Source organism: Mycobacterium sp. URHB0044 (assembly GCF_000620625.1).
In the GTDB taxonomy this organism is placed as follows: Bacteria; Actinomycetota; Actinomycetes; order Mycobacteriales; family Mycobacteriaceae; genus Mycobacterium.
Map to the genome: position 1 here is coordinate 12,829 of NZ_JIAW01000010.1, position 13,957 is coordinate 26,785.

General features: G+C 68.2%; 10 protein-coding genes. All 10 read right to left on the reverse strand.

The window, feature by feature from the left end:
• Positions 1–10 precede the first annotated feature (10 nt).
• The 10 genes from N536_RS0120160 to N536_RS0120205 all read right to left on the reverse strand — a co-directional run bounded on the left by N536_RS0120160 (position 11) and on the right by N536_RS0120205 (position 13,886).
• Positions 11–502 carry a DUF2834 domain-containing protein gene (locus tag N536_RS0120160; RefSeq protein WP_029115263.1) on the reverse strand — a complete coding sequence of 164 codons (492 nt, stop codon included), beginning with the start codon at positions 500–502 and terminating at the stop codon, positions 11–13.
• Between the two features lie 51 nt (positions 503–553).
• Positions 554–5,065 carry an ATP-dependent helicase gene (locus N536_RS0120165; RefSeq protein WP_029115264.1) on the reverse strand — a complete coding sequence of 1,504 codons (4,512 nt, stop codon included), beginning with the start codon at positions 5,063–5,065 and terminating at the stop codon, positions 554–556.
• 42 nt (positions 5,066–5,107) lie between these two features.
• Complete coding sequence (locus N536_RS0120170) at positions 5,108–5,731, reverse strand: TetR/AcrR family transcriptional regulator (protein ID WP_029115265.1); 624 nt, start codon at positions 5,729–5,731, stop codon at positions 5,108–5,110.
• 39 nt (positions 5,732–5,770) lie between these two features.
• Positions 5,771–6,757, reverse strand: a complete 987-nt coding sequence (locus N536_RS43595) for a Clp protease N-terminal domain-containing protein (RefSeq protein WP_051574634.1) — start codon at positions 6,755–6,757, stop codon at positions 5,771–5,773.
• Positions 6,758–6,869: 112 nt separating this feature from the next.
• Positions 6,870–7,679 (reverse strand): SDR family oxidoreductase, encoded by an 810-nt coding sequence (locus N536_RS0120180; protein WP_029115266.1) that lies wholly within the window; start codon positions 7,677–7,679, stop codon positions 6,870–6,872.
• Between the two features lie 10 nt (positions 7,680–7,689).
• Positions 7,690–9,162, reverse strand: coding sequence for a long-chain fatty acid--CoA ligase (locus N536_RS0120185; protein WP_029115267.1), 1,473 nt, complete (start codon positions 9,160–9,162; stop codon positions 7,690–7,692).
• Positions 9,159–9,941 carry an SDR family NAD(P)-dependent oxidoreductase gene (locus tag N536_RS0120190; RefSeq protein WP_029115268.1) on the reverse strand — a complete coding sequence of 261 codons (783 nt, stop codon included), beginning with the start codon at positions 9,939–9,941 and terminating at the stop codon, positions 9,159–9,161. Before N536_RS0120190 ends, N536_RS0120185 begins: the two co-directional genes overlap by 4 nt.
• Entirely contained in the window at positions 9,934–11,499 is a 1,566-nt protein-coding gene (locus tag N536_RS0120195) for an AMP-binding protein (protein WP_029115269.1), read from the reverse strand. Before N536_RS0120195 ends, N536_RS0120190 begins: the two co-directional genes overlap by 8 nt.
• Positions 11,500–11,541: 42 nt before the next feature.
• Complete coding sequence (locus N536_RS0120200; protein ID WP_029115270.1) at positions 11,542–12,279, reverse strand: GntR family transcriptional regulator; 738 nt, start codon at positions 12,277–12,279, stop codon at positions 11,542–11,544.
• Positions 12,276–13,886: an SMP-30/gluconolactonase/LRE family protein gene (locus N536_RS0120205; RefSeq protein WP_029115271.1), complete on the reverse strand. Its 1,611-nt coding sequence runs from the start codon at positions 13,884–13,886 to the stop codon at positions 12,276–12,278. Before N536_RS0120205 ends, N536_RS0120200 begins: the two co-directional genes overlap by 4 nt.
• Positions 13,887–13,957 lie beyond the last annotated feature (71 nt).

Below are 13,957 nucleotides of genomic sequence, written 5' to 3' on the forward strand. Positions count from 1 at the left end.
CAGCGGGCCTTCAGGCGGGAATGACGTCCAGTCCCTTCGTCGCGTTGTCGTGGCGATGCTGGCGTTCGATCACCGCGAAGTAGAAGGCATAGGCGAACGCGCAACTGGTGAACAGGCTGGAGACGAAGAACAGCCACGGCCGTTTGATGCCGCGTCGGTATCCGTCGACGATCGTGAACAGCGGCAGCAGGATCACGTTGATGATGGTGTAGTCCTGGCTGGCAGATGCCGCGGCTGGGTTGACGTAGCCGAGGCGGATGAATTGCTCCCAGCTGCCAGGGCCCCAGATCGGATTGCCGCCTTCGACGGCGTACTGCGCGACGAACTGGTGGTTGAAGTAGTAGCCGAGCGCGATCGACGCGACGCCGACGACGTAGAACACGATCTCCAGCGCCGAGAAGGCGGGGCCGCTGGCGGGGCGGGCGAAGACCTGCTGATTGGCGCGGACGATCCAGGCGATGACGGCGACGCCGAGGAGGGCATGAACGATGAGCGAGACCATGGCCTCAGTATGGAACGACCTGGGCCAGGTTTTGTCATTTTTGACAATGTGTCAGCGCAACCGCATGCCCCTCGGCGTGCGGGAGAACCCCGCGCCGGTCAACGCGTCGCGGACGGTCGTCAGGCGGTCGTCGGATGCGGGATCGAGCACGGTCACCCCGTTGACCTTCTCCACCAGCAGCGACTGCAGCACCCGACCTCCGACCAACTCCGCGAGCGCTGCTGCCGCGGACCGATTGGCCTCCGCGTCGTCGGAGTAGGACAGCAGGGTGCGTCCACCCCGCTCGAGGAACCACACCAGTTCACCGTCGACCAACACGACCAGGGCACCGGCCTTGCGGCCCGGTCGGTGCGTGCCGTCGCCCGGCCATGGCAGTGCGGCGCCGTACGGGTTGGCCGGATCGGCCGCCGCGAGCACGACCGCCTGATAGGCGCGGCGCTCTTGGTCGACGTCGTCGAGGTAGGTGCGCAGCCGGTCCACGGTGGAGGCGACCGCGAACTGGGCCCCGCCCAACGACTCGACGAAGTAGCCGCGTTGGCACCGGCCGGCATCCTCGAACGCGCTGAGCACCTTGTAGAGCATCGCGAACCCGCCGGGCACCCCCTCGGACGACCCCTTGGTCAGCACGCCATAGCGGTTGAGCAGCAATTCGGCCTGGAAGTGGGCACGGATGGTCGACTCGGGCTCGGGTGTCGGCAGGGCGGACCACCGGCCGGCAACGGTCGGCTCGGACGTGCGTGTCTGGGCATGCGCGACGCTGTAGCGGCTCAGCCGCGGCGGCCGCTGCCGCTGGCGGTGCGCACCGCCGCGCCGTCCGGTGCCCTGCAACAGGGCGCGTACGGGCGCAAAGGTGTCGCCGGTGACCCAGCCGGCCCAAACCAGTTCCCAGAGCGCGGTTTTCAGCTGCTCGGTACCGGCCGCGCCGTCGGCGTCGAGCTGCCGGAAGAAGTAGGCTCCACCGTGGCCCAGCGTTTCCATGATGGTCCGGTGGACGTCGGTGAAGTCAATCTCAGCTGGGGTGGCGAGTGTCATGGGCGTCGAGTCGGCGGAGTGGAAGGCGATCCAGCCGTCGTTGCCGCCGATCTGCCCCGCGCCGGACCAGGTGACTTCGCCGGCCGCGAGCAGCTCGTCCAGCATGGCTGGCTGGTAGTCCCGAACCCGCTGCCCGAACACCAGCGGCTCCACCGCCGACGCCGGCATCGGCACGCCCGCAAGCTGTTCGATGACCGCCGCCAGACCGTCGATGCCCGACACCCGTGCCGTGCCCACCTGCTGCCACGCAGGCAGGAACCTTGCGTACGCCGCCGTGCTCACCGGTTCGACCTGTGCGCGCAGCGCAGCCAACGACCGGCGGCGCAGGATCTTCAATACGTCGGCGTCGCACCACTGTTCGGCGGTGTCACTGAATTCGCCGCGCACCAGCTTGCCGTCGACCGCCATGCGGCCCAGTACGTCGGCGGTGACCCGCAACCCCAGCCCGAACCTGGCCGCGGCGTCGCCGGTGGTGAACGGCCCGTGCGTGCGGGCGTATCGGCCGAGCAGTTCGCCGAGCGGATCGGTCACGGACTCGGTGAAGCTGGCCGGTACGCCGACCGGGACGGCGATGCCGACGCCGTCGCGCAGCAAACCGAGGTCTTCGATGGCCACCCACCACGTCCGGTCCGCGAACGTCACGGTCAACGCCCGTCGCGCAGCCCGAAGCCCCTCCAGCCACCCGCCGACGTCGGCCGCGGTGGACCGTTCTGCGATCTCGTCCTCGGTCAGAGGGCCGAGCAGCCGCAGCAGGTCCGCCACGCCTTCGGCGTCACGCGCCGCGCGCTCGGCGGTCAGATGTTGGAGCTGAGCTGAGGTCGACTCGATGATCTGGGGGTCGAGCAGCTCGCGCAGTTCGACGCGGCCGAGTAGTTCGGCCAGCAGCACGCTGTCCAACGACAGCGCGGCGGCGCGGCGCTCCGCGAGGGGACTGTCGCCCTCGTACATGAACGCGCCGACGTAGCCGAACAACAGCGACGCGGCGAAGGGCGACGGTGTCGCCGTCTCGACCTCCAACAGCCGAATGCGCCGCTGCGCAACGCGACTCATGACGTCGCGCAGGGTCGGTACGTCGTAGACGTCCTGAAGGCATTCGCGGACGGTCTCGAGGACGATGGGGAAGTCGGGGTACTTGCGGGCCACGTCGAGCAGTTGCGCGGCGCGTTGGCGTTGGTGCCACAGCGGCGACCGCTTGCCGGGATGACGGCGGGGAAGCAGCAGCGCCCTGGCCGCGCATTCCCGGAACCGCGACGCGAACAGGGCAGAGCCGCCGACCTCGTCGGTGACGATGGGATCGATCTCGTCGGCGTCGAACACGAATAGGTCCGCCCCCGGCGCGGCGTCTTCGGTGTCGGGTAGCCGCACGATGATGCCGTCGTCGGAGGCGGTCGGCTTCTCGTCGATGCCGTACCGCTCGCGCAGCCGGCGACTGACCGCCAGCGCCAGCGGACCGTGCACCCGAAGTCCGTAGGGGGAGTGCAGGATGACCCGCCAGTCGCCGAGCTCGTCGCGGAACCGCTCGACGATGAACGTCGTGTCGGTCGGTACGGTGCCGGTGGCCTGGCGCTGCTCGTCGAGCAACTGCCAGAGGTTGTCGGTCGCGTAGTCGTTGAAACCCATGGTGTGGCACTGCGCGTCGAACTCCTCCCGCGCCATGCCCGACAGCCGACCGGTGAACGCGCCGATGGCGGCGCCCAATTCGGCGGGCCTACCCACGCCGTCGCCGCGCCAGAACGGCAGCCTGGCGGGCTGGCCGGGAGCGGGGATGACGAGTACGCGGTCGTGCGTGATCTCGGTGATGCGCCAGCTGGTCGCACCGAGCGAGATGACGTCGCCGGGCCGCGACTCGTACACCATCTCCTCGTCGAGTTCGCCTACGCGGGACGGCTTTTCGGTATCGGCGTTGGACGCGAGGTAGACGGTGAACAGGCCGCGGTCGGGGATGGCGCCGCCGGAGGTGACGGCGAGCCGCTGCGCGCCCGGCCGTGACGTCAGTACTCCTGCGTCGCGGTCGTACACCAGCCGCGGGCGCAACTCGGCGAATTCGGTGGACGGATACTTGCCGGACAGCAGGTCGAGGGTGGCCTCGAACGCGCTGCGGGGCAGCGTGGCGAAGGGTGCGCTCCGTCGCACCGCGTCGAACCAGCGATCGGCGTCCAGCGGTTCCAGTGCAACCGCGGCGACGGTGTGCTGGGCGAGCACGTCGAGCGGGTTGGCGGGTACCCGCATGGTCTCGATCTGACCCGCGAGCATGCGCTGCACGGTCACCGCGCAGTCGATGAGATCGGTGCGGTGCTTGGGAAACAGTACGCCCCTGGATATCTCACCGACCTGGTGACCGGCGCGGCCGATACGCTGCAGCCCGCTTGCCACCGAAGGCGGGGCCTCCACCTGGATGACCAGGTCGACCGAACCCATGTCGATGCCAAGCTCCAGGCTGGAGGTGGCGACCACCGCTCGCAGCCGGCCGCTCTTGAGTTCTTCCTCCACGGCGGCGCGCTGCTCCTTGCTGACCGAACCGTGGTGGGCGCGGGCCAGCACCGTCTCGGCGCCGTACGTCTGGCCGCTGCCCATGATGTGTGCGGGGGAGCCGCCGCCGACCTTGGGGTTGCGCTCGTCGCTCAGTTCGACACCCGTGCGCTCGGCGTGAATCTCGTTGAGGCGGGCCGTGAGACGCTCGGCCAGCCGGCGGGAGTTGGCGAACACGATGGACGAGTTGTGCGACTCGATCAGATCGACGATGCGGCCCTCGACGTCGGGCCAGATCGAGTTCTCGACGAGGTTGGCCATGTCGGGCACCGGCACCTGGACCGACAGGTCGAAGGTCTTGCCCGACGGCGGCGCGACCACCGTCGCGGGGGCGGTGCCTGCCAGGAAGCGGGCGACCTCCTCGGCAGGGCGGACGGTCGCCGACAGGCCGATCCGCTGAGCGGGGCGCTCAAGCATCTGGTCGAGGCGCTCCAGCGACAGTGCAAGGTGTGCGCCGCGCTTGGTGGCCGCGACGGCGTGCACCTCGTCGACGATCACCGTCTGAACCTCGGAGAGCGTCTCCCGGGCCGCCGAGGTCAGCATCAGGAACAGCGACTCGGGCGTGGTGATCAAGATGTCGGGTGGATTGGTGATCAGCTGCCGCCGCTGGGCGGGCAGCGTGTCGCCCGAGCGAACGCCGACGCTGATGTCGGGCACCGGTACGCCCAGCCGTTCGGCGACGCGGGTGATGCCGGTCAGCGGCGTACTGAGGTTGCGTTCGACGTCGACGGCCAGTGCCTTGAGCGGGGAGATGTAGAGCACTCGCGTGCCGGCCTTCGGGGGGCGCGGCTCGGAGGCGGCGAGCTGGTCGATGGCCCATAGGAACGCGGCCAGCGTCTTGCCAGAGCCGGTGGGCGCGATGACCAGCGTGTTGTTGCCGCCGGCGATCGCCGACCAGGCTTCTGCCTGCGCGGCCGTTGGCGCGGGGAAGGTGCCCGTGAACCACTCACGCGTGAGCGCGCTGAAGCGCCCCAGCGGATCGACGGTGGTCTTGCGGGCCATGTCGCCATACTGCCCTCACCCACCGACACGTCCCGCGCGAAATCACTCCAGGGTGGGGATGCCGGGGACGCGCGCGACGGCGTCGAGCAGCGCGTGTGCGCAGGAATCGGCCACGTAGCCGGCGTCGATCGAGGGATCCATGATGCGCTGCCTGCACATCTCGAACGTGAAGGCCAGCCAGCCGTAGACGATGACCCGCACGTCGCGCTCCAACTTGGAGTCCAGCGGGGCACCGGCGGACTCGGTGAGCCTGGCCATGATGCGGTCGGCCTGCCGGGCGTTGTCGATGTCCTCGATGCCGCGCAGCACCGGGTCCGAGTGGGCCATCCCCATGTAGGCCGCCCAGGCACCGTGGGGATGCTGCTCGTCGTAGTGCACGTAGGCCAGCACCCCGGCCCGCAACTGCTCGAACAGGGATAGGCCCGGTTGCGGCGGCGTGTTGGTGGCCTCGAACAGTCGCTCACCCTCGGCGCGCACCACCGCCGCGAAGAAGGCCCGCTTGTCGGGGAAGTAGTGGTACATCAGTGCACGGGAGACGCCGGCCCGCTCCGCGATCTCGTCGATGCGGACCTCGTCGTAGGGACGCTGACCGAAAACCTCGGCGCCCAGCATCAACAATTCGTTGCGCCGGTCTTCCGGAGATAGACGCCTGCGTGGCTCAGCCATCGTCACATCGTAATTGGCACGTGTGCAACAGCTGGTCGGTTACCCGGCTGGGCTCTCGGTTCCCGATTCCGTAGTGCGGTCAGACCGAGTCGCGCCCGATGGCGGTGCGGAAGCCGTGCGGCGGCAGATGTCGACGAGGCTGTCGTGCAGCGTGCGCCAAACCTTGCCGAGGCTGGTGGCCTCGGGCACCTCGCCGCCGATCTGGTCGACCGATAGTCCCTCTTGTGCTTTGCGGGCGAGGTCGATGAGGGCTTTGTCGGTGATTTCGAGCGTGAGCTTGTCCTCGGTTGCACGCAGCCGCAAGTGGCGTCGTCCGGCGTCTTCGGGTGCTTCGTCGCTGGTGTCGGCGAGGTCGACGCGCTGCAGTGCGCCGCGGATCTGCTCCAGATCGATGTCGAGCGCACTTAGGGCACGCGTCGCCGCGCTGGCGGGGTCGGTGAGGGCGGCGAGCAGCAGGTGGTGCGAGCCGACCGGGTGCGTGCCGGCCAGCCGAGCAGCTTCGGTGATGCTGGTGTCGGCGGCCGGGGTCATCCGCAGGTTCTCAGTGCCTGCGCGAGTCGTGATGCGGCGTGGTTGGGGCGCGCGCACAGTGTCTGCCGGCGCGAGGTCGAGGACGGCAGTGCGCACGTCGGCCAGGTCACCGGCCACGGCGGCGAGGATTTCGCCGGCGACGCCGTCAGGCTCGCTGAGAAGCCCAAGCAGGATGTGTTCGGTGCCGATGTAGTCGTGTTGTAGGCCGATGGCCTCGCGCAGTGCGTGTTCGAGCGTCTTCTTGGCGCGCGGGGTGAACGGGATGTGCCCCGTGGGCTCCTCGTTCCCGCGGCCGACGCGCGCGATGACGTCCTTGCGCACCGAGTCCAGTGACACCCCACGTGTGCCAAGCGCGCGAGCTGCCAGGCCGTCGGTCTCGCCGAGCAGCCCCAGGAGGATGTGTTCAGTGCCGATGTAGTCGTGCTGTAGTGCGCGGGCCTCTTCTTGGGCCAACACGATGGTGCGCCGCGCCCGGTCGGTGAATCGCTCGAACATCTCGTCAACGTTCCGCTCGTCGGATGACCCAGTCAATCCTCGTGAGTCGATCAGCGTGAAGAAGCCAGATCGTGCTGCCGATCGGGATGCCCTCGACCGTTGACACGAGGGATCAACGCTCGAGACGAGCCCGATACCGCCGCATGCCCGCAAGCCACCGCTCGTAGTCCGCACCCTTCTGCCGGTACATGTCGAGCACCTGCGGGTGCGGCAGCACCAGAAACGTCCCGTCGCGCACCGCCTCGACGGTCAGCTCGGCAACTCGACCCGCGTCCACGACGTCGCCCGCACTGGTGACCGAAGCAGCGGCCACTCGCACGGCCGAGTCGGTGGATTCGCTGATCGCATGGAGCAGCGGAGTGTCGACGCCCATCGGGCAAACGCACGTCACCCCGATTCCCTTGTCGCCGTATGTAATCGACAGCCACTCCGCGAACCCGACCGCGGCGTGTTTGGTCACCGAGTAGCCGGCCGCGCCGATCTGCGTGAGAAGTCCTGCGGCCGACGCGACGCTGACGAAGTACCCTGCGCCGCGTTCCAGCCATTCGGGCACCAGCGCCTTCGCCGCCCGGACGTGCCCGCGCACGTTGACGTCGATGATGCGGTCCCAGTCGCGCTCGTCGTCGCCCAACCCCGTTGCGCCGATGATGCCCGCGTTGGCCACGTAGAGGTCGACGGGACCGAATTCCGCTCGGGCGGTGTCGATCAGCGTGCCCACACCCTCGGTAGACCCGGAATCCGCCCGGACTCCCACGGCGGCACCGCCAGTCGCGCGAATGCCTTCGGCGGTTTCCCGGACACCGGCGCCGGCGATGTCGCCCGCCACCACCGACGCCCCCGCCGCCGCCAGCGTGACGGCCAGCGCACGGCCAATGCCAGAACCGGCTCCGGTGACGATGGCGACGCTGCCCTCGATCTGCATGGCGCCATTGTTACAGGGTCAGGCGATCTCGCAGTTCTCGCTTGAGCACCTTGCCGTAGCTGTTCTTCGGCAGCTCGTCGATGTACAGGTAGCGCTTGGGCCGTTTGAACCTGGCGATGCGCTCGAGCAGATGGGCGTCCAGTTCGGACTCGGCGGCGGTTCCGACGATGAAGGCGACCACCACCTCGCCCCAATCCGGGTCGGGAGCGCCCACCACGCAGGCCTCGGTGACGTCGGGGTGTTGAAGGAGTACCTCTTCCACCTCACGCGGGTAGATGTTGCTGCCGCCACTGATCACCACGTCCTTGGAGCGGTCGCGCAGCGTCAGGTTGCCGCGTGCATCGAAGGAACCCATGTCGCCGGTGTGCAGCCAGCCGTCCTTCAAGGTCTCGGCTGTGGCGCCAGGGTTGTTCCAGTATCCGGACATGACGACGTCACCGCGGCAGGCGATCTCGCCGATCTCGTCGACGTGTGCTTTCGTACCGTCGGAGCGCAGCACGGCGACGTCCACCCCGGATCTGGCGTAACCGACCGAGCCAAGAGTCGCGTCGTCCGCGTTCACATGGTCGGCCCGGCGCAGGCCGGTGATCGTCATCGGCGCCTCGCCCTGGCCGTAGAGCTGGACGAAGATCGGCCCGAACGCCGCCATCGCCTTCTTCAGGCTGTCCACGTACATGGGTCCGCCGCCGTAGACGACGGTGCGCAGATTGCTTGGACGTTGGCGCCCGGTCTGCACCAGCCGCTGCACCATGGTTGGCGCGAGAAAGGCGCTGCACCCCGGATGGTGCTCGCACAGGTCCAGGAACTCGTCCGGCTCGAAGGCGCCCGACTCCGGAATCACCTGGCGCGCACCGCGCAGCACGTACGGCGCGATGTAGAGGCCGGAGCCGTGCGACATCGGGGCGCCGTGCAGCAGACTGCCGTCGACGTCCGGATCGTCGAAGTCCGCTAGATGGGAGACCGTCATCGCCATCAGATTGCGGTGCGACAGCATCGCGCCCTTCGATCGACCGGTGGTGCCACTGGTGTAGAACAGCCACGCGAGTTCGGCAGAGTCGGTGTTGGGCACGGGGGCAGGCGCACATTCCAGCCGGCGTGCGTACGCCTCGGATGCGACGACCTCGATCGGAGCGCCGGTGACGGTCGACAGCTCGGCGCCGATCTTGGGCGACGCGAAACCCCGTGCAACGCCTGCATCTTCGAGAATCTGCGCCATCTCGAGTGCGTGCAGCTTGTAGTTGATGGGGACGACGATGCATTCCGCGGCCCACACCGCGAACATGAGTTCCACGATCTCCGGCCGGTTCTCACTGGCGATCGCGATGCGCGCACCCGCGGGATGCGACGCCCGAATCGAGGCGGCCAGGCGCAACGCCCGGTCGCGCAACTCCGCCCAGGTGCAGACCTGGCGCTCACCGCTGAAGACCGCACCTCGATCCCCATGCCGGGACGCGGTCTGATCGAGAACGGCGAACAGATTCAACGCGCCACCCATTGCGACGACAACGCGAAGTCGGACAGATACTTGGTGGAACTCCAGCCGCCGTCGACCACGATGGTCTGGCCGTTGATGAAACTGCCACCTGGTGAGCACAGGAACGCCACGGTGCTCGCGATGTCCTCGACGGTGCCGAGGCGCTGGTGCGGTGTCATCTCGGTGTTGATCTTGCGGAACCGCTCGTCTTCGAGGCGCTGCGCCACCATCGGCGTCTGTGTGACGCCGGGAGCCACTGCGTTGCAGCGGATTCCTGCGGCACCGTACTGGCAGGCGATGTGAGTCGTGAGCGCCGTCAGCCCGCCCTTGGCCGCCGAGTACGCGCCGCCGCGCAGGCCGCCGACGACGGCGAACGTGGACGTCACGTTGATGATCGCCGAACCCGGCCGCATGTGCGGTAGGACGTCGCGCGCCAACCGGAACGGAGCCCGCAGCATCAGGCCGAGGAAGTAGTCCAGCGATTCGTCGTCGGTTTCGTGCAACGGCTTCGGGCTGCCGACGCCGGCGTTGTTCACCAGGAAGTCGATGCGGCCCCACCGCTCGACCGCCGCGCCGACGATGCGGCTGGGCCCGTCGTCGGCGGTGAGGTCGACGGCGAGTGTCGCCAGCTTGTCGGAATCGCCAACGGCAGCGGCCAGTTCGGCCAAACGCGCCTCATCACGTCCGGTGCCCAGCACGACCATGCCCTGCTCGACGAGCTTGAGCGCGGTGCCGAAGCCGATCCCGCTGCTGGCGCCCGTGACGATCGCTACGGGTGTCTCATTCATCCGCACTGCCTCCCGTGGACACCAGCGTCGCTCGGATCTTATGCTTCAACACTTTTCCCGCGTCGTTCTTCGGCAACGCATCCCAGATGGCGACCTGCTCGGGCACCTTGAACCTGGCCACACCGTGTGCCTCCAGGAAGTCGCGCAGATCGGCGACGTCGGGACCGGTGGTATCGGCTGTGACGATCACCGCGCAAGCTCGCTCACCGGTCCGCTCGTCCGGCAGACCCACGACCGACACCTCGGCGATACCGGGATGGCCCACCAGGATGTCCTCGACCTCCTTGGGAGAAATGTTCTCCCCATTGCGAATGATGAGATCCTTGGCGCGGCCGGTGACCACCAGGCAGTCGCCGTCCCAGCGGCCGAGATCGCCGGTGCGGAAGTAGCCTTCGTCGTCGAATGAACCCGCTTCGTCTGCGGCGTGCAGATACCCGACCAGCATCTGGGCACCGCGCGCGCGTATCTCACCCTCGACCAACCTGACGTCCGCGATGCCCGGTCGGCCGTCGGTGTCGGCGGCCCGCTCGGCGTCGTGCGGTGCACCGACCGTCGTCACCGGCACCTCCGTCGAGCCATACACCCGGGTGACCACGGCACGGTCGAAATATGCTGTCGCTCTGCGGATCAACGACGGCGGCACCGAGGCACCCCCGCAGATGAACACCTTGAGATCCGGTAGGTGCGTACCCGCACGCTCGGCCGCCACCAGGATCTGCTCGAGGAACGGCGTTGCCCCAGCCATGTGCGTGCAGCCCTCGGCGCTCATCAGGTCGACTGCGTCGGCAGCGTCCCACCGTTCCATCAGCACCGCGGTGGAACCGAGCAGCAGCGGGCACTCGAAGGCATAGATGGAGCCGCCGATGTGCGCGATCGGTGATGCCACCAGGAACTTGTCCCCCGGTTGTACCAGCCAGTGGTCCCGGATCTGGCAGATCAGCGCATGCATCGAATTGTGCGAGTGCAGAACGCCCTTGGGCCTTCCCGTGGTGCCCGACGTGTAGAGGATCATGCGCAACGCATCGGGGTCGAGCGCAGGAAGCCGGTCGCCGGCGGACGCGCCGAACAGATCGCCATAGGCGGTGTGCGCGCCGGGCTCGCCGCGCACCACCACGACCTCCGGCGGGGTTTCCATGGCGTCGGAGACCCGGGTCAGCATCGCGGCGTAGTCGTGTCCGCGAAAACAGCTGGGCACGAGGATCATCCGGGTACCGGCATCGCCGAGGATGAAGCGCAGTTCGTGCTCACGCAGCGACGGCAGAATCGGGTTGACCACCATCCCCGCCAGTGTTGCGGCGAGGTACACCACTGCCGCCTCGGGCCAGTTGGGCAGCATGAATGACACGACGCTGCCCTCGGGCATGCGCTCGACGAGGGCGGTGGCCAACGCTTCGGCCTTCGCGAGCAGCCCGCGGCAGTCCAGACGGGTGTCGCCGTCGACCAGCAGGATGCGGTCGGGTGTGCAGCGCGCCGCCTCCCGCAACGTGTCGGCCAAGGTGCCGCGTACCCACAGCCCGGCATCGTAGGCATCCGCCGCGCGTTCGTCGTCCCACCGGATCGACCGTCCGCCAGTCGATTTGCGGCCGCTCGCCACGTCGATCTAACCCTTGACCCGACGCAAGGTCATCGTGTGCCGAAAGCGAGAGGCCGGGTGCGTGTTGATGGTGACCTGGGCGATTTCGCCGTCCGACGTCTTGTAGGTCCGGCGCACCTCGACGGCGGGCGAACCCGCGGCGACGTTGAGGCGTTCCGCGAGTTCCGGCGTAACCAGAACCGCGCCGATCTCCTGGTGCACTTCGACGACGCTGATACCGAACAGGTCCTCGATGAGCGGGAAGATCGGACCGGTGTGACGTTGCAACATCCTGCCGACGGCGGCGAACGCCCGGTTGATGTAGTACTCGGTCCAGCAGTGGGTGTAATCGGCGTCGACCGCTTGCCGGAAGCCGAGGACCGCCAGCCACTGATCACCCTCGGGAAGTCCTGTACGCGCAGCGAGTTCGGCGTCGAGCGCGACCATCTGGGTCGATTCGATGTCGAGTTCTGCGCCGCTCGCGAACGCGAGAAGGTCGTTGATCGTCATGTTGTCCTGCGCGTACGAGTTCGACGCCGCGCGAGGGATGACCGTGGTCCCGGTGCGGGGCCGCGACGCCACCAGGTTGTCGTCCCGCAAGCGGCGCAGTGCCTCGCGAATGGTGTAGCGGCTCACCGCGAACCGTTCGCACAGTTCGTGTTCGGTGGGCAGTTGCGAGCCGACGGGGTAGACCCCGTCGACGATCTCCTTGCGCAGCGTGCGTGCCACCTGCAGGTATCTGTGATCGGCCGGCGCGACGGTCATGTCGATCGACTCCGATGCAGCGCAATGACACTGCCCTCGCCGTCGGCCGAGACGTACAGCGTGCCATCCGGCCCTGCGGTGATCCCTGCGAAGGGGCCCTGCGGTCCTGAGAACGGCGGCATGCCCTTGAGCGGCTTGGGTTGCACGCCGGGCGGCGGACCGATCGGCAATCCCGCGGCGATCGTGGTGCGCGCCCCGGTGGCGAGGTCGACGGCGATCACGCTCTTCTCGCCGGCGTCCACGACGAACAGCTGACCGTCGGACGCCAGAATGCCCTGCGGGCAGCCAAGACCGTAGACCACGGTTTCCGTACCCGACCCGCGCACCTCGACGACGCGGCCGGTGTCGGCGACCAGGATCGCGCCGTCGCGTGTCACCGTCACCCCGACCGGTTCGTCGAGACCGCTGGCGAGCGTTTCGACGCCGCCCGCGTTGACCGAGATCACCCGGCCGGTGCCCTGTTCGACCGCGATGACGTCATCGCCCCGTAAAGCCACGCCGTAGAGCTGATCGAAACCGTCTGCCAGATAGTCACATTCATCGGCCGCGGGCCGGTAGCGGGCGATCTGGCCGCCCGACGTGGAGACCACGAACTCGCCGGGACCCGACGCCACCAGGCCGCGCAGGAAGCCCGGATAGCCGGGGGAGAAGAGCATGCCGACGGTCTGCAGCGAGCCGTCCGGCTGCAGCACGTAGAAATAGGTGCCGTCGGCGACGTAGACCCGTCCGTCGTGCCCGACGGCCAGATCCAGTGGCCAGTTCATGGCGCCGGGCAGCGTGGTCCGGGTTTCGCCGTCGTCGAGGATCTCGGTGATCTCGCCGGTGAAGTTCGAGACGAACAGCCTTCCGTCGACCATCGTGCAGTTGTCGAGGCCAGGTGTCAGCTGAGCCAACACGGTCTGCTGACCGGTGCGGGGATCGATGCGTAGCACCTGGCCGCTGGCGACCTGGGTGGAGACGATGAAGCCGTCGGCGTCGAACTTGACCGAGTCGGGCACGCCGAGGCCGCTCGCAACGGTTTCGGGTTCGCCGCCGGAGGGGTCGATCCGCCAGATCTCGTTGGCGCCCATCACGGGGAAGTACAACAGCCCGTCGGGACCGAATTCCATTGCATTGGGCGACGGTACGTTCTCCAGCAGGATCCGCGGTGGTCCGCCCGTCAGGTCGAACTCCATCAGCCGGCCACCTTCGCGGCACTCGCCGACGAACAACCGGCCCTGGTGGAAGGTGATGCCGTTGGCGGACGGGACGTCGTCGCGCAGCACGCGGGTGGTTCCATCGGTCTCGCGCACGCTGACCCGGCCGTCCATCACCTCGGTGGCGAACAGGTTTCCACTCGGATCGAAGGCCACGTCATCGGGCGCGACGATGTCGCCGCCCTTGGGGCTGATGGCCTCCACGTCGCCCGTCCTGATGTTCAGCGCGCTGATCTGGCTGCCCGTGACCTGGGCGATGTAGATGCGACCTTCGGGACCGGTGCGCAGGCCATTGGCGCCGAACAGCCGGCTCGGCGCGGTCACGCGCTCCAACCGCCAGCCGTCGGCGACCGTCGGGGAGGTCGGGGCAGGGTAGCGCGTCGTCGGTCCGCCGTTCACGGAACGGACCATAGCAAGGCCAGCTAGTCCAGACAATAGACAGCGGTCCCCCGAATCCAGCCTTGACGAGCGCATCGCACCTG

Bases quoted from the DNA above. Each gene is read 5' to 3' on its own strand.
- N536_RS0120160 (WP_029115263.1), bottom strand. From the start codon at position 502: ATGGTCTCGCTCATCGTTCATGCCCTCCTCGGCGTCGCCGTCATCGCC.
- N536_RS0120165 (WP_029115264.1), bottom strand. From the start codon at position 5,065: ATGGCCCGCAAGACCACCGTCGATCCGCTGGGGCGCTTCAGCGCGCTC.
- N536_RS0120170 (WP_029115265.1), bottom strand. From the start codon at position 5,731: ATGGCTGAGCCACGCAGGCGTCTATCTCCGGAAGACCGGCGCAACGAA.
- N536_RS43595 (WP_051574634.1), bottom strand. From the start codon at position 6,757: ATGTTCGAGCGATTCACCGACCGGGCGCGGCGCACCATCGTGTTGGCC.
- N536_RS0120180 (WP_029115266.1), bottom strand. From the start codon at position 7,679: ATGCAGATCGAGGGCAGCGTCGCCATCGTCACCGGAGCCGGTTCTGGC.
- N536_RS0120190 (WP_029115268.1), bottom strand. From the start codon at position 9,941: ATGAATGAGACACCCGTAGCGATCGTCACGGGCGCCAGCAGCGGGATC.
- N536_RS0120200 (WP_029115270.1), bottom strand. From the start codon at position 12,279: ATGACCGTCGCGCCGGCCGATCACAGATACCTGCAGGTGGCACGCACG.
- N536_RS0120205 (WP_029115271.1), bottom strand. From the start codon at position 13,886: ATGGTCCGTTCCGTGAACGGCGGACCGACGACGCGCTACCCTGCCCCG.